20 protein-coding genes and 1 tRNA gene are annotated in these 20,927 nt (G+C 42.7%); 7 read left to right on the top strand and 14 right to left on the bottom strand.

Going from position 1 to position 20,927, the window contains the following annotated elements; translation table 11 throughout:
* The 10 genes from ACVBIL_RS19410 to ACVBIL_RS19455 all read right to left on the bottom strand — a co-directional run bounded on the left by ACVBIL_RS19410 (position 1) and on the right by ACVBIL_RS19455 (position 9,269).
* A tRNA-Lys gene (locus ACVBIL_RS19410) sits at positions 1-76 on the bottom strand.
* A 194-nt stretch (positions 77-270) separates the two neighbouring features.
* Positions 271-996, bottom strand: coding sequence for a tol-pal system protein YbgF (ybgF, locus tag ACVBIL_RS19415; RefSeq protein ID WP_447168583.1), 726 nt, complete (start codon positions 994-996; stop codon positions 271-273).
* Positions 997-1,020: 24 nt separating this feature from the next.
* Entirely contained in the window at positions 1,021-1,557 is a 537-nt protein-coding gene (gene pal / locus ACVBIL_RS19420; RefSeq protein WP_447168584.1) for a peptidoglycan-associated lipoprotein Pal, read from the bottom strand.
* A 24-nt stretch (positions 1,558-1,581) separates the two neighbouring features.
* Positions 1,582-2,904 (bottom strand): Tol-Pal system beta propeller repeat protein TolB, encoded by a 1,323-nt coding sequence (gene tolB / locus ACVBIL_RS19425; protein WP_447168585.1) that lies wholly within the window; start codon positions 2,902-2,904, stop codon positions 1,582-1,584.
* A 9-nt stretch (positions 2,905-2,913) separates the two neighbouring features.
* The gene (gene tolA / locus ACVBIL_RS19430; RefSeq protein ID WP_447168586.1) at positions 2,914-3,849 is read right to left on the bottom strand and encodes a cell envelope integrity protein TolA; all 936 of its coding nucleotides are present in this window, start codon (positions 3,847-3,849) and stop codon (positions 2,914-2,916) included.
* Positions 3,850-4,287: a protein TolR gene (gene tolR, locus ACVBIL_RS19435; RefSeq protein ID WP_447168587.1), complete on the bottom strand. Its 438-nt coding sequence runs from the start codon at positions 4,285-4,287 to the stop codon at positions 3,850-3,852. It lies immediately after the preceding gene.
* Positions 4,287-4,976, bottom strand: coding sequence for a protein TolQ (gene tolQ, locus ACVBIL_RS19440; protein ID WP_447168588.1), 690 nt, complete (start codon positions 4,974-4,976; stop codon positions 4,287-4,289). Before tolQ ends, tolR begins: the two co-directional genes overlap by 1 nt.
* A complete protein-coding gene (ybgC, locus tag ACVBIL_RS19445; RefSeq protein WP_447168589.1) occupies positions 4,966-5,364 on the bottom strand; it encodes a tol-pal system-associated acyl-CoA thioesterase in 399 nt (132 codons plus the stop codon). Before ybgC ends, tolQ begins: the two co-directional genes overlap by 11 nt.
* Positions 5,365-5,593: 229 nt before the next feature.
* The gene (locus ACVBIL_RS19450) at positions 5,594-7,750 is read right to left on the bottom strand and encodes a prolyl oligopeptidase family serine peptidase (protein WP_447168590.1); all 2,157 of its coding nucleotides are present in this window, start codon (positions 7,748-7,750) and stop codon (positions 5,594-5,596) included.
* 649 nt (positions 7,751-8,399) lie between these two features.
* On the bottom strand, positions 8,400-9,269 hold the full coding sequence (locus ACVBIL_RS19455; RefSeq protein WP_447168591.1) for a flagellar protein MotY: 870 nt from the start codon (positions 9,267-9,269) through the stop codon (positions 8,400-8,402).
* Positions 9,270-9,409: 140 nt separating this feature from the next.
* On the opposite strand from ACVBIL_RS19455, the gene rnt reads away from it, so the two are divergent.
* Positions 9,410-10,087, top strand: coding sequence for a ribonuclease T (gene rnt / locus ACVBIL_RS19460; protein WP_447168592.1), 678 nt, complete (start codon positions 9,410-9,412; stop codon positions 10,085-10,087).
* 222 nt (positions 10,088-10,309) lie between these two features.
* On the opposite strand, the gene ACVBIL_RS19465 is transcribed toward rnt, so the two are convergent.
* Complete coding sequence (locus tag ACVBIL_RS19465; RefSeq protein WP_447168593.1) at positions 10,310-10,915, bottom strand: peroxiredoxin C; 606 nt, start codon at positions 10,913-10,915, stop codon at positions 10,310-10,312.
* A 315-nt stretch (positions 10,916-11,230) separates the two neighbouring features.
* Between ACVBIL_RS19465 and ACVBIL_RS19470 the strand changes: the two genes are divergently transcribed.
* Positions 11,231-12,550: a Na+/H+ antiporter family protein gene (locus tag ACVBIL_RS19470; protein ID WP_447168594.1), complete on the top strand. Its 1,320-nt coding sequence runs from the start codon at positions 11,231-11,233 to the stop codon at positions 12,548-12,550.
* Between the two features lie 145 nt (positions 12,551-12,695).
* Here the strand turns inward: ACVBIL_RS19470 and upp are convergent, their stop codons facing one another.
* Positions 12,696-13,322, bottom strand: coding sequence for a uracil phosphoribosyltransferase (gene upp / locus ACVBIL_RS19475; protein WP_220765444.1), 627 nt, complete (start codon positions 13,320-13,322; stop codon positions 12,696-12,698).
* A gap of 220 nt (positions 13,323-13,542) precedes the next feature.
* On the opposite strand from upp, the gene purM reads away from it, so the two are divergent.
* Both purM and purN read left to right on the top strand, forming a co-directional pair.
* Positions 13,543-14,583 (top strand): phosphoribosylformylglycinamidine cyclo-ligase, encoded by a 1,041-nt coding sequence (purM, locus tag ACVBIL_RS19480; RefSeq protein WP_447168595.1) that lies wholly within the window; start codon positions 13,543-13,545, stop codon positions 14,581-14,583.
* Positions 14,583-15,227 carry a phosphoribosylglycinamide formyltransferase gene (purN, locus tag ACVBIL_RS19485; protein ID WP_447168596.1) on the top strand — a complete coding sequence of 215 codons (645 nt, stop codon included), beginning with the start codon at positions 14,583-14,585 and terminating at the stop codon, positions 15,225-15,227. Before purM ends, purN begins: the two co-directional genes overlap by 1 nt.
* Before the next feature lie 265 nt (positions 15,228-15,492).
* On the opposite strand, the gene ACVBIL_RS19490 is transcribed toward purN, so the two are convergent.
* A complete protein-coding gene (locus tag ACVBIL_RS19490; RefSeq protein WP_447168597.1) occupies positions 15,493-15,810 on the bottom strand; it encodes a hypothetical protein in 318 nt (105 codons plus the stop codon).
* 108 nt (positions 15,811-15,918) lie between these two features.
* On the opposite strand from ACVBIL_RS19490, the gene ACVBIL_RS19495 reads away from it, so the two are divergent.
* The 3 genes from ACVBIL_RS19495 (at position 15,919) to ACVBIL_RS19505 (ending at position 18,771) form a co-directional block, all read left to right on the top strand.
* Positions 15,919-16,908 (top strand): helix-turn-helix domain-containing protein, encoded by a 990-nt coding sequence (locus ACVBIL_RS19495; protein WP_447168598.1) that lies wholly within the window; start codon positions 15,919-15,921, stop codon positions 16,906-16,908.
* Positions 16,909-17,194: 286 nt separating this feature from the next.
* The gene (locus tag ACVBIL_RS19500) at positions 17,195-18,364 is read left to right on the top strand and encodes an Ig-like domain-containing protein (RefSeq protein ID WP_447168599.1); all 1,170 of its coding nucleotides are present in this window, start codon (positions 17,195-17,197) and stop codon (positions 18,362-18,364) included.
* A gap of 77 nt (positions 18,365-18,441) precedes the next feature.
* Positions 18,442-18,771: a DUF1214 domain-containing protein gene (locus tag ACVBIL_RS19505; RefSeq protein WP_447168600.1), complete on the top strand. Its 330-nt coding sequence runs from the start codon at positions 18,442-18,444 to the stop codon at positions 18,769-18,771.
* A gap of 755 nt (positions 18,772-19,526) precedes the next feature.
* Here ACVBIL_RS19505 and kch read toward each other — a convergent pair.
* Positions 19,527-20,741, bottom strand: coding sequence for a voltage-gated potassium channel protein (kch, locus tag ACVBIL_RS19510; protein WP_447168601.1), 1,215 nt, complete (start codon positions 20,739-20,741; stop codon positions 19,527-19,529).
* Positions 20,742-20,927: the final 186 nt, after the last annotated feature.

A 20,927-nucleotide genomic window follows, 5' to 3' on the forward strand; every position in this document is an offset into this window, starting at 1 on the left:
TGGTGGGCTGTGAAGGATTCGAACCTTCGACCAATTGGTTAAAAGCCAACTGCTCTACCGACTGAGCTAACAGCCCCTCTAGCATTACTAACATCTTGACCTTGTCAGCTAGATAACTAACTTACTCGGTTTAAGATGCCCTCAAACGACTGTGTCGCTCTGAGGGCGCCTATAATACCTTTTTCATCTTCGCATGCAAGTGCAATCTTCCCATTTTCCTTTGTTTGCCTGAAAAACAATCTAAGAGTTTGTTTTCTGAATAAATCAGCATCAAAGTGATGAAAGTTGCTGCAATGCAATTCTTGCCGCTGCGCTATTAGCATATTCCTTAGTAACTTTTTGGTAATAAGCCTTTGCTTTTACCTTATCGCCAGTTTTTTCTGCAATCATTCCCAGCTTCACTAAACTTTCACCGCGCTTACCAGAATCTTTGTATTTTTCTACAACTGTCGTAAACGCTTTGGCTGCACCAACAAACTCACTCTTATTATAAAGAAGTTGGCCTAACCAATAATTCGCATTTGGCGCATAACTTGAATTTGGGTAATTTTCAATAAACTTAGCAAATGCAGGGATAGCAGCATCATACTTTTTCTCTTTCAATACCAAATTAACCGCTTGCTCATAGCTAGCGGTTTCGCCAAGACTTGAAGTTCCTGCTGGAGCAGAACCCGAAGTATTTGCAACAACAGCTACAGCAGGTTTTGAAGAAATGTTGGCAATATCTTCATATAACTGACGCTGTCTTTGTAGCATCTGTTCAATTTGATAAGACTGCTGCTCACTCAGACCACGTAGATCTAATACTTCTTGCTGCAAAGTATCTAAACGCTGCTGCATTTGGAATTCACTTTGTTGCTTAGCTTTAATTACTCGCTCAAGGCGAGCGACTCTGTCATCAGTAGAGCCACCAGCAATATCCTCAACTGGAGCAGGTGCTGCATACGCAGAACCCGCTACTAGGATAATTGCCGCAGATAAAACAGCGTGCTTCATAAGGTAAACCTTTTACCTGTAATATTAATAAACTAGTACAGCGCGACGGTTTTTAGCAAAACCTTCGTCACTACGTGAGAAATCCATAGGCTTTTCTTCACCGTAACTCACTATACTCATTTGGCTAGGCTGTACACCCATACTTTGTAAGTATTTAGCTACCGCTTTAGCACGACGCTCACCAAGTGCGATATTATATTCAGGCGTACCACGCTCATCAGCATGACCTTCAATCATCACACGTACGTTTGGATGTTCAACAAGATAATCGCCATGAGCTTGAATCACTTCGGCAAACTGTTGAGAAACTGAGCTACGGTCAAAATCAAAATAGATAATGTGTTCTTTTCTCAACTCTTGATATTTAAGGCGTTGCTGCTCTTCAGGAGTCAATACAGGGGCTACGCCACCTGTTTCTACACCGTTTGCATATTCACTTGATGAAGATGACTCAGTTGAACTCGTTGCATCTGTTTCAGACTCAGAAGTCGAGCTACATGCGCTGATAGCCATAATAGGAAGTACGACTAACATGGCTTTAAATAGCTTATTCAGATCCATTTTTTAAATCCTTAATCTTTTTAGTTAGAGAAATGGTGACCAAGATGGTGATTTAACTTCACCCTGCCCAACGGGCAATCTTGCTTTAAAACGTCCATCCATAGAAACCGCAGCTAACACTTGTTTGCCTTGGTATGTTGTTCCGTAAATAACCATGGTGCCATTTGGCGCCACGCTTGGTGATTCATCTAATCGCGTACTGGTTAACACTTGCATAAAGCGAGTCTCAAGATCCATACGGGCAATATTATATTTACCATTGGTGCGATTAACAAAAATAATGCTGCGTCCATCAGGAGAGATAGAACCACCTAAATTCCATTCACCTTCAAAGGTTAAACGAGAAATCTTACCTGAATCTAAATAAACACGATATAGCTGAGGACGGCCGCCCCGTTCAGAGGTAATAAGTAATGACTTACCATCTGGGAACCAAGATGGCTCGGTATCAATCGCATAATGATTAGTCACACGCTTAACAGCTTTAGTGTCGATATCAACCACGTAAACCTCTGGCTGACCATCTTTAGACAGCGTTACCGCGAGCTTTTTCCCATCAGGTGAGAATACCGGCGCGCCATTTATGCCATCAAAGCTAGTGACGTTAGTTCGTTGCTGAGTATAGATGTTCTGTACATAGATCTCTGCTTTACGGTTTTCAAAACTAACGTAAGCAAGACGCTGACCGTCAGGTGACCAAGAAGGAGACATTAACGGCTCTGGAGAACGAAGCAACATTTGCTCGTTATAACCATCATAATCAGCAATCATCAACTTATAGGGTGATTTCTCGCCATGGTTCACGACCACATAAGCAATACGCGTTAAGAATGCACCACGAATACCCGTAAGCTTTTCATAAACGACATCGCTAATGCGGTGACCATATTGACGAAACTGCGCAGCGGTAATAATGGTTTCACGACTATCAATCACTAAATCCTGCTTAGAGATAGAATCTGACTGAAGCTGCGCTTTGACTAAGTCAATTAACTCAAAGCTGACTAAGTACTTATCAGCGCCATAGGGCTTAATCGACCCCATAACAACTGCTTCTGCAGGTTGCGCCATCCAAGCCGAGGCATTAAATTGTGCCAAAGTACTAATGCCACGTTGTGGTAAGCTCAGTTCATCTGCGGGACTAAACGTGCCACTGCGAGCCAAATCTGACATCACCACATCAGAGATTTGTGATGGCATCGGCCCAGTGCCTTGCCAAACAAAAGGTATAACCGCGATAGGTCTCGCCGCGTCGATCCCTTCAGTGATGACAATATCTAGGGCTGCCTTTACTGGCATACTGCAAACAAGCATGCTCGCTAGCACCCATTTAGCAAAAATTTTCATACGGTTCCTTTAATCAAACTCAGGTTGAACTGTTAAATTAATTTCTTTCAGCTTGTTATACACGTCAGGCTCACTCGATACTGGTAACCTGCCGGCCTTATTAATAGCAGCTTTAGTCGCACGGCAAACCACGTTATCACCATCGAGAGTTTGACTTGCTGTCACAAAACCATCATTAGCTAAGCGAATAAATACTCGACAACTCTTGCCCCGCATTGATTCATCAACCACTAAGTTGCGCTGGATTGTTGCTCTAATCATAGAGGTATACCGCTGTACTTCGGTCATCACCTGCTTATTACGAGTCTGAGAAAGTGCCGCTTGCTCGGCAGCCAATGCATCTTGCATCATCTGCTCTTGCTCGCGCCTAGCTTGCTCTTCCGCTTTGCGCTTACGCTCGGCTTCAGCTTTACGTTTGCGCTCATCTTCCGCTTTCTTAGCTGCTGCTTCTTCCGCTCTACGTTTATCGGCCGCTTTTTTTGCTGCTTCTTCAGAGGCTTTACGTTCTTTGTCTTTCTGCTTACGATCTGCTTCTGCTATTGCCGCTTTCTCTTTTTCTTGCTTTTGCTTTAACTGCGCCGCTTTCGCTGCGTCAGAAGCGTTCTTTGTTTCAATCTCTTTTTGCTTACGCTCTTTTTCTAACTTTTTAATTTGAGCTTGCTCGCGTTCGCGCTCTTTACGCGCTTCACGTACTCGTCTATCCGCATCATCTTGACGGGCTTTTTCTTTACGTTCGGCTTCGCGTTTATCCGCTTTAAGCCTTTCAACGTGCTGCGCGACCCTTTTTTGATCAACGACCACAGCCTGCATAGCGGGCGCACTTGCTTGCGGCTGCGGTTTAGGCTTTTCTGAAAAGTCTACGCCTAAGATAAGAATAATTATCACGCCAATATGAATTCCAGCTGAAATAGCAACTGGCAGGGTTAAATCTGATTTAGCCGCCACTTATTTATCCTCCGGCGAATCAGTCATTAAGCCCACTGACGGCACACCGGCACCTTGTAGCGTCACCATTAGTTGAATCACTTTTTCATAAGGGATCGAGCGATCGGCTTTCACTACAACAGGGCGCTCAGGCTCCAACTGAATAATCGCGCCGACACGCACCGCTACTTCATCTAAATCTAGAACCTCTTTAGTACTAGAACTACCCACATCTAAGTAATACTCGCCCATGGCATCAATAGACGCCACAACAGGTGGTTTACTGTCAGCGGGTAAAGATTCCGCTTGCCCTTGAGGCAAATCAACTTTCACCCCTTGGGTAACAATCGGCGCTGTAACCATAAAGATAATCAGCAGTACCAACATCACATCGATATAGGGCACCACGTTAATTTCAGCGACCGGACGACGGCGCTTCCTTTGGTAGCCTTGATGCATTATGCCTGTTCCTTCTCGCTGTATGCTTGGCGATGCAAAATACTTGAGAATTCTTCCATAAAGTTGGCATAAGACATTTCAATCTTTTCAACTTGCGTAGAAAAGCGGTTATAAGCAATAACGGCTGGAATAGCTGCAAATAGACCCATAGCGGTGGCGATCAAGGCCTCAGCAATACCTGGCGCGACCATGGCAAGGGTGGCATTCTCTACCGCACCTAAGGCGATAAAGGAGTTCATGATCCCCCAAACCGTACCGAATAGACCAATATAAGGACTGGTTGAACCTATGGTTGCCAATAAAGGTAAGTGGGTTTCGAGTTTTTCTAGTTCGCGCGATAACGATACACGCATCGCACGATAGCTACCGTCCATCACAGCTTCGGGTACACGGCCATTTAACTTATTTAAGCGAGCATATTCTTTAAAACCTGTCACAAACAGTGCTTCAAGACCTGTGTTACTGTCTTGTCTTGCCGATAACTCTTGATAAAGCTTATTTAAATCGACACCTGACCAGAACTTATCTTCAAATCTTAATGCGTCGTTTTTTGCCGCGTTAAGCAGCTTACGGCGCTGAATAATGACCGCCCATGAGGCAATAGATAGACTAAGCAAAGTCAACATAACAAATTTTACCAGTAAACTTGCTTGTAAAAATAATCCAATAAACGAAATATCAGCTTCCAACTTTAAACTCCTGCGCAATATTTTGGGGAATAGCTTGAGGTCTCATACGTGATAGCGCTATGCAAGCAACGAGGATCTCGGCTTCGCAATACACTACACCTTGCTCATCGATTAAGCGTTGTTCAAATACCATTGATACTTTCTTTAGTTGTATGACCTTGGTTTCTACAATAAGGTTCTGTTCAAAACGAGCGGCTTTACAAAAGTCTAATGCAGCACGTTTAACGATAAACGCGATGTCATCCGCCAAAAGAGCGGTTTGACTCACTCCCATAGCACGTAACCATTCGGTGCGAGCCCGTTCAAAAAACTTAAGGTAATTTGAATGGTAAACAACACCACCAGCGTCAGTGTCTTCATAATAAACCGAAATAGGCCAACGAAACATAAACGGTAATCGCCAATCGATGAGATAAAATAGAGGCCTACTATACCTAGCCAGTATGCAATTGTGAATCGCGATATGTGATATGCCATGCCCATCTTCATAAAATTTTGTTAATCATCTTAAATGATTGTTGCATAAGCACCCAAGTACGCAGTACGCGCGATAGGAAGCACGCTACTCGGGCATAAAAAAAGGAAGCCTAAGCTTCCTTTAGAATGGTTTAAAAGACCTATTTACCTATTTTAGCCGGAACTTGAAGGCCGAAGTTTTGCCAAAGGAAACTGTAGATATCGGCGAACTCATCGATCTTCATCGAAGTTGGCTTACCCGCACCGTGTCCAGCCTTTGACTCGATACGCATAATCACAGGCGCATCGCCCTGCTGCTTCTCTTGCATCAAGGCGCCAAACTTAAAGCTATGTAATGGTACCACCCGATCGTCATGATCCGCAGTCATCACCATAGTTGCAGGGTACGCTTGCTCTTTAAGGTTGTGATATGGCGAATAAGCATAAAGTGCTGGGAACTGCTCTGCATTATCGGCACTACCGTATTCACTGGTCCACGCCCAACCAATGGTGAACTTTTGGAAGCGCAGCATATCGAGTACGCCAACAGCGGGCAGTACGGCAGCAAATAGCTCTGGGCGCTGCGTTAACGTTGCCCCCATTAATAAACCACCGTTACTGCGACCATAGGCACCTAACTTCGATGAGTTAGTATAATTTTGGTCAATCAAGTACTCAGCGGCAGCATAGTAGTCATCAAATACATTTTGCTTTTTATCGAACATGCCTGCTTGATGCCAGCTTTCACCGTACTCTGCACCGCCACGAAGGTTTGGCACCGCATAGACTCCCCCCATATCCATCCAAGCGATATTGGCCGGACTAAAGCGCGGCGTCAGTGAGATAGCAAAGCCACCATAGGCATACAGTAGAGTTGGGTTCTGGCCATCTTTGTTTAACCCTTTCTTATACGAGATCATCATCGGCACTTTAGTACCGTCTTTACTGGTATAAAAAACCTGCTCTGAGGTGTAATCACTTGGGGAAAATGAAACTTGAGGCTTAGAGTAAACCGTCGACTCACCAGTGTTAAAATCGAACTTATAGGTGGTTTGTGGCTGAGTGTAGCTATTAAAAACATAATAGAAGTAATCTTTACTCCGTTTGCCGTAAGGGCCTGCAATCTTACCTTTACCCGGTAACATGACATCTTGGCGCTTATCACCATTCATGCTGTAAATCGTCAATTTACCCAACACGTCATGCAGGTAGCTCACCACCATGTGGTCATTAATAATCGCAATGTTACTGATAGGGTCGCTAAACTCAGGAATAATCGTCTTCCAATTTTCTTTAGCACGATTATTCACATCGATGGCAATCACTTTGCCGTTTGGTGCATTGTAATCGGTTTTGAAATAGAACACTGAGTTATCGTTACCGATAAAGCTATATTCAGCCTCTAAGTCAGGAATAAGCTCTATAACTTTCGCTTGAGGGTCTTTTAGCGACTTGTAGAAAAAGCGATTGCGGCTATCTGTACCTTGCGAGATATACAGTAATAAGTAATCGCCCTTCTCAGACACCTCAATGCCAAAACCCCAATCTTTGTTCTGAGGTCTTTCATACACTAAAGTATCTGCACTTTGCGGTGTGCCTATCTTATGAAGGTACACTTTTTGATTAAAATTCACATCAGCCAGTGCATTGCCGCCTTCTGGCGCATCATAACGAGCGTAATAAACTCCGCTGTTATCGTGATCCCATACCGCACTTGAGAACTTTATCCAATCAAGTTCATCTGTAAGTTTCTTTCCTGTGGCAACGTCAACAAAGTGCCATGCCTGCCAATCAGACCCCGACTTTGATATGCCGTAAGCTAATGTTTTACCATCGTCACTTACCGACACACCAGACAAGGCAATAGTACCGTCATCAGAGAAACCGTTTGGATCGAGAGCAACCTTAGACTTACCTGCGGCGTCTGTTACATACAGAACCGACTGCGCTTGTAGTCCATCATTACGGTAATAAAATGTGTTATCACCCTTTTCAAACGGTGCTGAAATCTTTTCAAAATTCCAAAGTTCGGTAATACGATCAACAATTGCCTGTTTATTTTCGATATTAGCGAGATATTCATGACCCGCCTTCTGCTGTTCACTCACCCACTTTTTAGTTTTATCTGATTCAACTTCTAAATAGCGATAAGGGTCAGCAACCTGAACGCCATGTATCGTTTCAACGACACTGTCTTGACTTGCCGCAATGGTATTTGTTGTATTGTCTTGTGAAGGTTGTGACTGGCAACCCACTACAGCTATGCCTAAGCTTATAGCTAACAAGTGCTTTTTAGTTAGTATCGAATGAATTCGCATTATTTATCCCTGGTTAACTGACTCTTTTATAATGAGACTTTTGTTATTGTCGTTAAGCTTTATCTAATTAAATTTATCTATATCATCTTAATGACCTTTTCACTGGGCACTATACAAACTAAAAAAATACATCGCAAAGTTTGTTTAGCGATTACAGCTAGCGTTACCCCGCTGCAACTGTTAATAAAGTTGCAACATGGATTAATTAAATATTATGCGAAATTTAAAGAAAAATGTGACCAAAGCCTCAATACCACCGCCATACGTACCCTTAAGCAGCAATGAAACACACTCTTGTCATTAGTAAATCTAATGAGTGCGTCTAATTATTCTAGTTTGTCAGCATCGCGGTCTAGCCCTATAATTCGTCTCGTTTTCAGGAAGTGTCTGCCTAGCAGATTCGAAAACAAGAACTCTTAAACTTTTGTGGTTATCCACGAAAGTTATATCCCTGGTTCTTATGCTTGACTTCCTTCCTTCAATTTGTTGATTGCAATGATTTATTTTTGCGGCCTGCTTACTATGTAAGCGGGCTTTTTTTTATCTGCAATCTGAGCATAGCCACAAATATCCTTAAGTTTTTCACATAAAAAAGCCCAGCAATTAAGCTAGGCTCTTTAACTATCTAAGTTCGAATATCTAAGTTCGGTTACAGCGGTTTACTTATCCTAATCACAACTCGGCGGTTACGAGAGCGTTCATCAATCGTTTGATTCGATGTGACATGTCTTCTTTCACCATGGCCAACTGTGTGTATTCGGCTTTGACCAATACCACTAGCCACAAAAAATTCCTTCACCGAATCAGCACGCTGTTCAGACACTCTTTGGTTAGTACTGCGACCACCATAACTATCAGTGTAAGCATCGATCAACACTAAATCGACGTTCTGATCGTAGGCTAAATATTCTTGCACTCTTGCGATCTGCGACTTGGCATAACGTGTCAGTTCGGTTCCACCAGCTTCATAGGTTAATACCGTGAACGCGATATCTTCAAATGAATAAGGTAATAAAGAAGATAAACAAGATTTAAACTCTGAGTACTGACGTCTGAAGTTCACCGCCGATAGCCCTACCGCTATTTTGTTCGACTCGTTATACCAATCGGCATAATAAAATGTTGGCTGCATACCACTTTCTAGTTCAGCCAGCATAGACCACGCAGCATTACGTGGCACTTCACCGCTAAAGTACTTTTGATAAGTCAGTTCGGTGATCTCTTTAGACAACACGCCAGGACGCCAAGCGGGAGCCATGCTCATTAATTTAGCTTGAGTCACCTGATCCGGTTTAACCCACATATCTAGGCTAAAATTCAAGTTATGATCTTTACCCGCATAACTGGTGAATACCGCTTTACCATAAGCAGGGATATCATGTTCTAGGCGACACATCACTGGATTATTGCCGCTCAAACGCCACTGCGACTCTTCTAATGAAGCCACATATTGCCTCAAATCTGCATTTGCAACAGAAGGCAGTAACAATAATGATGCTAAAATTAACCCAAGCCGCATAAATTCACTCTCTAAATTCGTATCACTACTCTGTATCGGCAAAGATTTATTTTCCTTTAGCCTATAAAACAGGCAAACGCACATGACAGTGATTATCAGTTGCCGCATAATAGCCGCTTGCACATTTTTGGAAAATTTTAATGACTGACACTTTCGACCATAATTTATTGAAAAAACGCTTTCGAGGGTATTTCCCAGTGGTCATTGATGTTGAAACCGCAGGTTTTAACGCAAAAACTGACGCGCTATTAGAAATCGCTGTCAGTATGCTCAAAATGGACGAAGAAGGTATATTGGGTCTAGATAAGACACTGCACTTCCATATTGAGCCATTTGAAGGCGCAAACCTTGAGCCTGAAGCGCTAGCCTTTACCGGAATCGATCCAACTAATCCTCTTCGTGGCGCTGTTAGCGAAAAGGAAGCATTTTTAGAGATTTTTAAAGAAGTTAAAAAAGCACAAAAAGCGGCGGGCTGCCATCGCACTATTATCGTTGCGCACAACGCCGCCTTCGATCATGGCTTTGTGACCCAAGCCATTGAGCGTAATGGCCTTAAACGTACACCATTCCATCCATTTGCCACGTTTGATACCGCAACACTTGCGGGTTTGGCAATTGGGCATACCGTGCTTGCAAAGGCATGCAGTATGGCCGGTATTCCTTTTGACAATAAAGAAGCGCACTCAGCACTTTATGATACCGAGCGTACAGCTGAGCTATTTTGCTTCATCGTAAACCGCTGGAAAGCACTGGGTGGCTGGCCTTTTATTGCTGATGAAGCAGATAACGCGGGATCAGAGGACGTGATTGAGTCTTAAGCTCCAAAGAACCAATATCATCAGGCGATTGATAATTGTCTGAAGCTGCACAATAAAAAAGGCGAACAGAATAATTCTGTTCGCCTTTTTTTATGCGCTATTTTATTGATATCAATCACTCGTTAACTTGCGATCATAAATATCAGCACGCTATAAAAACAAAAAAGCTGCGATAAACGCAGCTTTTGTCTACTACTTAACTGCTTACAATTTCGTTAGAAATTATAGTGAGTCAGCATTATCAGTTAGGTAAGAAGCAACGCCTGCTGGGCTTGCGTCCATACCTTTGTCACCTTTTTCCCAACCCGCTGGACATACATCGCCATGTTCTTCGTGGAAATGTAGTGCATCAATCATACGGATCATTTCGTCAACGTTACGACCTAGCGGAAGATCGTTAACCACTTGGTGGCGAACTTGACCTTCTTTGTCGATTAGGAAAGAACCACGGAATGCAACACCCGCTTCTGGATGCTCAACATCGTATGCTTTACAGATCTCATGCTTAACGTCAGCAACTAGCGTGTATTGAACTTGGCCAATGCCGCCCTTGTCTACTGGCGTGTTACGCCATGCGTTATGAGTGAACTGAGAATCGATTGAAACGCCGATAACTTCAACGCCACGCTTCTTGAACTCATCCATGCGGTGATCAAAAGCAATTAGCTCTGACGGGCACACGAAAGTGAAGTCTAGTGGGTAGAAGAATACTACGGCTGTCTTTCCTTTAATTGCTTCAGATAGGTTAAAGGTATCAACAATTTCACCATTACCTAGTACCGCAGCAGCAGTAAAATCAGGGGCCGCACGGCCAACTAATACGCTCATTTTATTTCTCCATCTATGGATTGCTAAACACGCTTTTCGTTAAAATCTAAGGGCATTATAGGCAGTGTTTTGTTGCATACAAGCTATTTGAGAGCAATATCACTTTTTTAAATGATTATTCTGTTAACTGAATACTATCCCGTCAGAATAACCCTGTTTTTCGTACTAATATTCACACTTTGTTTGCATATTAAGCTACAGCTAATTCACAACTGTGTTTGAATTCAAGATATCCAGCTTAGATACTGGACATCTTGCAGCTTAACAGGCAAAAATGGTCGCAACTTCAAATATAAGAAATAGATTAATCATATTATGAATGCTGTTGTCATCGCTGTATGCCTAATGTTAGGGCTCAGCTTAGCTAGAGTAAATATCGTCATTGCACTTACTATCTCTGCACTCGTTGCTGGACTTGTAGGCGGCATGGATCTTCATCAAACAGTTGCCGCTTTTAATACGGGTCTTGGTGGCGGTGCGCAAATAGCCTTAAGCTATGCTCTTCTCGGTGCTTTTGCCGTTGCCTTGTCGCATTCAGGTCTTACAACATTAATTTCAAATAAGGTCATTACTTTATTAGGCAAAGAGCAAAATAGTACTAACAACAATCGCGTTCGTTGGGTTTTACTATTAACCATTTTATCAATGGCTATCGCCTCACAGAATATTTTGCCAATACACATTGCCTTTATTCCTATTTTAATCCCGCCGTTACTACATGTGATGTCTAAACTAAAAATGGATCGCCGTTTAGTGGCCTGTGTGCTCACCTTCGGTTTAGTCACAACCTACATGGTGTTACCGGTTGGGTTTGGCGGCATCTTTCTTTACGACATTTTGCTAACAAACCTAAATAGCAATAATCTAAATGCGGTCCGAGAACAAGTGGCTCCAGCGATGATTATTCCGGCACTTGGCATGGTGTTTGGTTTATTGGTGGCTGTCTTTATAAGCTACCGTAAGCCCCGAGAATATCAAGAAGAGCAAATTTTAGCAGCCGAACCCGAAGAGGGCCTAAACCCTCGCAATATTGCTATTGCCGTTGTCGCCGTTGTGGCGACCTTAGTTGTGCAGCTATATACCAACTCGATGATCTTTGGTGCGCTAGTCGGCTTTATTGTATTCAGTTTTTCCGGTGCACTTAAGCATGTAGCCGATCAAGATATCTTCAATCAAGGCGTGCGCATGATGGCTAACATTGGATTTATTATGATTTCTGCCGCTGGTTTTGCAGCTGTGATTAAAGGAACGGGTGACGTTGGTAGCTTGGTTGAGATAATGAATACCGCTATTGGTGATAATAAGGCGTTGGCTGCCTTCTTAATGCTGCTCGTTGGCTTACTTATCACCATGGGGATAGGTTCATCATTTTCAACTATCCCAATTATCGCCGCAATCTATGTGCCGTTGGCGATGAGTTTTGGCTTCTCTGTTGAAGCAACCATTGCCTTAGTCGGTACAGCGGCAGCACTCGGTGATGCTGGCTCACCAGCTTCTGAATCCACGTTGGGCCCAACTGCGGGTCTTAATGCTGATGGCCAGCACGACCATATGAAAGACAGCGTTATTCCTACCTTTATTCATTACAACATTCCGCTGTTAGTATTTGGCTGGGGTGCGGCGATGGTGCTTTAGGCTTAGAGCAGACTTTTGACTAGATTAATAGCAGGTTCTAGGTTCTAGGTTCTAGGTTCTAGGTTCTAGGTTCTAGGTTCTAGGAAAGATGAAAACAAAAAAGGAGCCATTTGGCTCCTTTTTTACAATAGATTCTGACTAAAGGTTATTTAGTGCCAAAAATCTTATCACCCGCATCACCAAGACCTGGCAAAATATAGCCTTGTTCATTTAGGCAATCATCGATAGACGCAGTATAAAGTTCAATATCTGGATGCGCTTTTTCTAACGCAGCTACGCCTTCTGGAGCCGCTACAAGTACAAGAGCTTTAATCGCAGTACAACCGCGCTCTTTCAACAAATCGATAGTCGAAATCATCGAGCCACCCGTTGCCAGCATTGGATCAACTACCAACGCAATACGTGACGGCATATCACTAGCCAGCTTTTCAAAATAAGGAACAGGCTCTAAGGTCTCTTCATCGCGGTAAATACCAACAACAGAAATACGCGCACTTGGTACGTGCTCTAACACACCATCCATCATGCCAAGACCAGCACGTAAAATAGGCACTACAGTTACCTTTTTACCTTTGATCTGCTCAATCTCAACAGGACCATTCCAACCATCAATCGTTACTTTCTCAGTTTCAAAATCAGCCGTTGCTTCATATGTTAGAAGACTGCCTACTTCTGCCGCTAATTCGCGAAAACGCTTAGTGCTAATATCACCTTCGCGCATTAATCCAATTTTATGACGGACTAAAGGATGCTTAACTTCAACGACTTTCATGTTGTTCTCCTGATTTTCTAACGTATTTTTCACGGTAAATTTAAACGATTCTAGTAGATTTGTTCATACAGGAAAACTTAAAGTTTCAAAAAGGCGTTAAATCGTGAGCTCTGTCGCTAAGTTTATTGAAAAACTTAGCTTTCGACGCTACTCACAAGCTGATAGAATAACGCCGCGTAAAATCCAATAATAATCGATACCCGTACCCGAGAGGATCTCCGTGAGCACTCCTACTACCCCACTAAGCTATAAAGATGCAGGCGTTGATATTGATGCCGGAAATGCACTAGTTAACAACATCAAGTCAGCAGTAAAACGTACCCGCCGTCCAGAAGTTATGGGCAACTTAGGTGGTTTTGGTGCACTTTGTGAGCTACCAACTAAGTATAAGCATCCAGTACTGGTTTCTGGTACTGATGGCGTTGGCACTAAATTACGTCTTGCTATCGACTATAAGAAGCACGATAACGTCGGTGTTGACCTCGTTGCCATGTGCTCAAACGATTTAATCGTTTCAGGTGCAGAGCCGCTTTTCTTCCTTGATTACTATGCAACTGGCAAACTTGATGTTGAAGTTGCTACCGCTGTAGTTAAAGGTATTGCAGAAGGTTGTGTGCAATCAGGCTGTGCATTAATTGGCGGCGAAACAGCTGAAATGCCAGGCATGTATGAAGGCGATGACTACGACCTAGCAGGTTTCTGCGTTGGTGTTGTCGAAAAAGCTGACATCATTGATGGTACTAAAGTACAAGCGGAAGACGCGCTTATCGCACTAGCCTCAAGCGGTCCTCATTCAAATGGTTTTTCACTAATCCGTAAGGTATTAGAAGTCAGTAAAGCCGATCCAGAGCAAGAGCTTGCCGGTAAACCTTTGATTGACCATTTATTAGAGCCTACAAAGATTTATGTAAAATCATTGCTTAAGTTGCTTGAACAACATGACGTTCATGCAATGTCGCACATTACAGGTGGCGGATTCTGGGAAAATATCCCACGCGTATTACCTGAAGACTGTAAAGCAGTGGTAAATAGTGACTCATGGCAGTGGCCAGTCATTTTTAATTGGTTGATGGAAAACGGCAACATTTCTGAATTTGAAATGTACCGCACCTTCAACTGCGGCGTTGGTATGGTTATCGCCCTACCAGCAGACAAAGTCGATTCGGCCTTAGCATTGCTAACAGCAGAAGGCGAAAAGGCTTGGCTAATCGGAAATATTGCCAAGCGTAACGGCGAAGAAGAGCAAGTGGAGATCCTGTAATGCCCCAGAGTTGTCGCGTTTTAGTATTGATTTCAGGTAATGGCAGTAATTTACAAGCCATTATCGATGGCTGTGATGATAACCTACAAGCAGAGGTTGTTGGTGTAATAAGCAATAAGCCCGACGCCTATGGATTGGTTCGTGCCCACCAAAATGAGATAGATACCAGCTGCGTGATAGCTCACACTGGCGAAACAAGACAAGAATACGACGCAAGACTGCTCAATGCGATAGAAAAGTATCAGCCAGATCTTGTGGTATTAGCTGGCTTTATGCGCATTCTAAGTGATGAGTTAGTACAGCGTTTTGAAGGAAAGATGATTAACATCCACCCTTCTCTCTTGCCTAAGTATACAGGCTTACACACGCATCAACGTGCGATTGACGCTAAAGACACCGAGCACGGCGCTAGCGTACACTTTGTGACGCCAGAGCTTGATGCGGGTCCGGTGATCTTACAGGCAAAAGTGCCAGTTTATGGAGATGATACTGCCGATACCTTGGCAGAGCGTGTTCATCAACAGGAACATTCCATTTACCCACTCGTGGTTAAATGGTTCAGCCTGAATCGCTTAAGCATGGTAGAAGGCATTGCCAAGCTTGACAGGCAAGCGCTTCCTGCTAATGGTTATGCCGCTGACTAAGTCAATGCCATAACACTGCAAAATGCACACATTAAAAAGGCACCGCAAGGTGCTTTTTTATATTCAACTGTTTTAACAATCCATTTTAATGCCCTGCGCGCTTCTTACTATTAATCAGCTTTAGCCGATATTATGGCCCATACCCGCATAAGTCTGCATCCTGCGAGCATTAAACGCTTTCTCTTCATCCGTTAACGCATCCCAGTCAGGTCACTGCCAATCTTCAAATCTGGTCTTATCGAACATAAGGTCTAATTGAACACTTTTAGGAAAAATGCCCTGCTCTTTTATACGGGCTAAACGCCTTACTATCCTCTCGGTTAGCCTCAATATTTTCAATGACCCTTTGGGTATAATAATCTGACGAGTAATAATCGTCTGTCGGCAACCTAACTCCTTTGTCGTTCTCAAAATAATGCACCCTGTCGTATATTGGTGCATAAGACATTTCAATCCAGTTTTCGGCACCAGATTCCGCTAAAGCAAAAGACTCGTCAAAGCCTTTAGCAAACGGAATGGAGTCTTTATTTGCCTGCCGAAAGTTGAAAAAATTTAAGTTCCTTGGGGAAATTGAATCACTCAATCAGATAAAAGCTTTAAAACAGCAAAAATATCCGATAGTTTTAGGCAAAAGCATCGCTCGAAATTAAAGCGCATCACATAGATAATGAGCATTAACAGGGTTGTTAACATGGACGTTCAGGAAGATACTCAAGAAAAAATTATCGATTCAAATAAAGTAAGAGCGCTCAATACACAAGATATTGACCATTTAGCCTTATTTCAAATCAATAAGAATCGACGCTATACCCAGCTACAGTCTGGCGTACTCAATGCGGACTATGCTGAAGTTAACTTGGGCGAATTACAGATTTTTCGAGAAAGCCTATCTGTTGGGGCACGTATAGAAGCGGCTCCCGTTGCAAGCTTTGTCCCTTTCGCTACAGTTTACCCAGACAGCGACCCTTTCAGCTATTGCGGTAAAGCCGATAGCGGCAATGGCCTGCTTCAAGCTACGGGGGGATTATGGGATGCCTGCTTTAAAGGCCGGCTTCATTACATTGGTGCAGCATTTAACCGAGAGTGGCTCAATCAAAACTTGCTCAACCTAACTGGAGAAGAAATTCCAATCCATTGGCTCAGCAGTCAATCAGTTCAAACCCACCCGCAGGCACTCACTCAATATCGTTTAAGCTTAGATTATGCTATGAGGTTAGTGCAACAGCGTCCTTATTTCACCCAATACCCAGCGGTACAGCAGATGCTCTGTGACACTATTTTAAAATTTGCACTCGCCTCTTTAACAGCACATAAGCCTATATCAAATAAGTTGCCAAGCCATAGTCAACGAGTAAAAGGCGTTCGTCGAGTTCTCGAATATCTACATCACTTTAACGACGAGTTACCCACAGTTGCTCAACTATGCACAGTGGCAAAATTAAGCGAGCGAAATCTGCAATATGCATTTAAAGAATATTTAAGTGTTACGCCAATACAATATTTACGATTAGTGCGATTAAATGGTGTCAGACGGGACTTAATTGCTTCATCTTACGCAAAGGGGAAAGTAATGGATATCGCCCTTCGCTGGGGATTTGTAGAGCTAGGACGCTTCTCTGGTGAGTATAAACAGCTTTTTCAAGAGTTACCGTCTCATACGCTGCGCCACAAAGGAAACTAACACGATAAACAAGCAGTTAGAAGGGGCTATTTCAATCAAAAACATCCCCTTCTTCCTTTCTAAACTATACCCTTTATTGTTGGTGTCACTACCAAAATATTAGCATGATTCATCTCATGGAAAATTTGCATATTCAAAGCATATTATTCGGAAACTGCATACCATAAACAGCAGCTTACTGACATATTAGCCGACACTTGGAGAGCCTTACATTAGTTGTAAGGTTGAAAAGAGTTGTGTTATCCAGTTAGCGCAACTTAAGGTTAGGGACTAGGAGTTTGTTATAATGCTAAAAATTGCACTTCCCATCAGTATGGTCATCTTTTTATCTATCTTTTGCTCAGGATGTTCTGATGATGATCATGAAAGTCCCGCCGTTTACTTACAAGAACTGAGTATAAGCACTGAGGTATCTGAGCTACCTGTCGGATTAAATACTCAAATGACTGCAATTGGATATTACTCAGACGGTCACAATAGTGATCTAACGGATGAGGTTACATGGACAAGCGATAACTCATCTATTGCGACCATTAATAATGGTTTAGTTGAAGGTATCTCATCCGGTAAAGTGAATTTTTCCGCTAAATACGATGGATTTGAGTCGCAGAGGGAAATGTCTATTACAGAAGCCATTTTACAGAGTATCGCTCTTGAACCAGAAACAAATTCAGTTCCGCTGGGCCTAGAAGCACAATATAGCGCAATAGGCACTTTTTCAGATAACAACACACATGATATTACGCTACATTCACATATACGCTGGATTAGCACAGAAGAAAGCGTTGCAACCGTTGACCCATTAACAGGCAAAGCCGATCTCATAACAGTGGGCAACACACAGATCAGTGTAGCTATGGATGGTATAAATTCTAACGTAACACTGTTAACGGTTACCGATGCTGTTCAGCTCTCCCTATGGGTAACACCTGAGACAGCTATTATACCTGTCGGTCTAGCTCAGCAGTTTACAGGCACGGTTTATTATAGCAATGACTCTGAACACAATATCAATGAAGGTCCAAATAACTGGTATTCAGACAATTATGATGTGCTTAGACATGAGAATAACGGTTTGTTTCGAGCCGAAAGCATTGGTTCTGCAACTGTATTCGCAGCTGCTGGAGAAACTAGCAGTAACAATGTATATGTAGAGGTTGTCCATCAGTCACTCGATTATATGACTATGTGGATAGGGAGTTTGGGAAACCCCACAGATGTTATCTGGGTAAATGAGCCTGAGAAACTCTATGTGTCAGCAACCTTTACTGGTGGAAAAATATACGATATATCCGATTTTAATCAAATAAGCTGGCAAAGTAGTGATATAGAAATTGCCGACGTTACACTTGACGGTTATGTACGTCCATATAAAGAGGGAACGGTAACGATCACTGCGACAGCTAAATACATCACAGGGCGCGTAACTAAAGAGATTACAGTGTTAGATCGTTAAGCCTATCAATAAATCGACATTTAGGGAGGTTAAATAAAAAGTAGCATACAGCGCCAGTATTTTAACCAAGCGACGATATGCTACTTAAGACTTATAAGTTAACCATTCCTGCCAATGTACCGGCAAAAAACTTTTGGTCGATAGTGGCATACGATACCCAAACTCGCTCAGAGTTGCAGACTGGCCAGCCTTTTCCTAGCCGAAATAATCAGCGTGATAAACTAAAGCTGAATGCCGATGGTTCGGTTGATATTTATTTTGCACCAGAGGCACCTATAGGCCAAGAGAGTAACTGGATCCAGACTGTACCGAATAAAGGTTGGTTTATCTTATTACGACTCTATGGTCCGTTGGCACCTTGGTTTGATAAAAGCTGGCAGCCAGGTGATATTGTTGAAGTTAAATAATATTACTTTGAATATTACTTTGGCTTGGTTATAAACGCGTATTAAGTAAACATTAACAGTCTCTTATAGTAGTTAGTCATGAGCATAGTGATAGCCATGGCTATGCGCTATAAGGCTTTTCAGTAAATCAGGGAGAAGAGCCCTTTTTGTAATCATTGTGCTTTTGGTAACTATTTAGCATCAATCATACACCTGCTATGGCGTTGAAGTTGATTGGTAAGGGTTCTCAATATGCGATGTTAGATAAGTCAAAAGATGCTAAATATTTACATGGCAGAGTCCATTACCCGCTTTAATTTTCTAGCAGTCTGACTGGGAACCGCTGTAAATATTATATAAGTTCATTGTCATTAGTTATTAAGTGTTAATGGCATTTATTTGCATTTAATTAAGAAGAGACAAGTGAACTTAAGGATTTTCGGGGGAGCTGTCTTGAGTGCTTTGGCTGCCTGATTTCTACTGTTAATTGCGGTTGAAAATGGGAGGGTTATCGGCTCAGGACGAGCAAAGCAGGGATCTCTCAAATCCATCTGAGCTAATCGAGCTAATCGAGCTAATCGAGCTAATCGAGCTAATCGTCGTTACCGCATCACAGTTCGCACAATACCGATAGCGATTAAAGGGTCATTGTATCGCAAAGAGTCCTCCAAGTTATTGAGATAGCCTTGGGGGACTCTTACGTTGTAGCCATAGCAATAGGGGGAACTACCGCTATCAGGATTGAGGAAACTAGGCTAATCCCCAAAGTGTAGAGGCTATAAATTATCTTTCGATGATATGTCGTGAGCAGAGTTGAGTATTAGTGACACTAAATCGTCATTATCCATCTGTTCACCATTAAGCATTCGTGCCAACACCTCGCTGCCAAACAGTTGTGGAGACAATAAAATATCGGGCTGAACCCTTTGGACCTTGGTTAAGTTTTTACTGTCATTAACGATAACGACGGTTTTTGCTGCAGCACTTAAATCTTTTGCAGATAAGACAATAAAAGCATTGTCGGCATCGTTATCTGTTAGCGCTAAAATAGCACGGCACTGTTCCAACCCAGCCTGTTTTAGTACCGCCGTATCACTGCTGTCGCCTGAGATAATATCAAATTTCCCCTCAAGGCTTTGCTCAATGACCTCGAACTCATCGCTAGGTCTTGCGGTGATAATGGTGACAGCTAAGCCTCGTTGATGCAGCTTAATAATGGTATTGGTCGCCATGGCGGAGGTACCGCAAACTATAAAGTGATCGGCTCTTTTCATGGTGTTCTTTTTTCCTTGTATAAGTGTACTTAGCCCATTCCTAATAAATGGACCAAAAATGGTACTGATAGAAGTCGCAAACACCGCGATACCGGCAATAATCATTGAAACGGTAAACAGTCTTGCTGTCTCGCTTATTGGCAGAATATCACCATAACCAACAGTGGTCATGGTCACCATGGCAAAATAAAATGCCGTGCTTAAATCCGTTATCTTTGGCGAAAATCCATCGCCAAAATACAGGCTGCCATAAGTCGAGTAGATGATTAAAATAATAAAGCTAATGACTGAGACAATCCCCGCAGCGGTTGCACTGCTGCGGTTAAAATCGCGACTCAGTAGCAATAATAAGATGATGCTCAGACAACAAAAAATGATATTTAGCTGTAGATGAGGGTAATAATGTAAGGTAAAAACTAAGGTGGTTAGCAGTAGTACAAGACTCATCACCCAAGCGATACGTGCACGAAACAATAAGCCGATAGAATTAAGCAGTAAAAACACCCCAAGCATAAACCAAGGCGCGTTAGTCAGCATCGTTAGATTGATATCCGTCAGATGCGAGAGCTGCGGTGCGCTAAAGATTTGATCTGACATGCCGTAGACAGTGTTAAATATTAATAAGCTATTGAGCAGTACGGTGATAGCACTGAGCTTGTAACGCTGGTGCTGCCATATCAACAGGGTTTTATGACGCAACTCGTTAAATATTTTCAAAGCAAACTCGGCCAAGGTTATCAGTTTTGTGTACCTATTATAGAATAAACACCTGAATCTTTGGGGGAATTTTTATTATTACTATTCAGATTTGAATTATACTCTGACCCTGAGGGATCCCCACGAATTTAATAGCATGCTTGTGGATCCTGAACTAAGCCTTGCAGTGTCTTAATGGCCGTTCGC

The organism is Shewanella sp. 125m-7 (assembly GCF_052977045.1).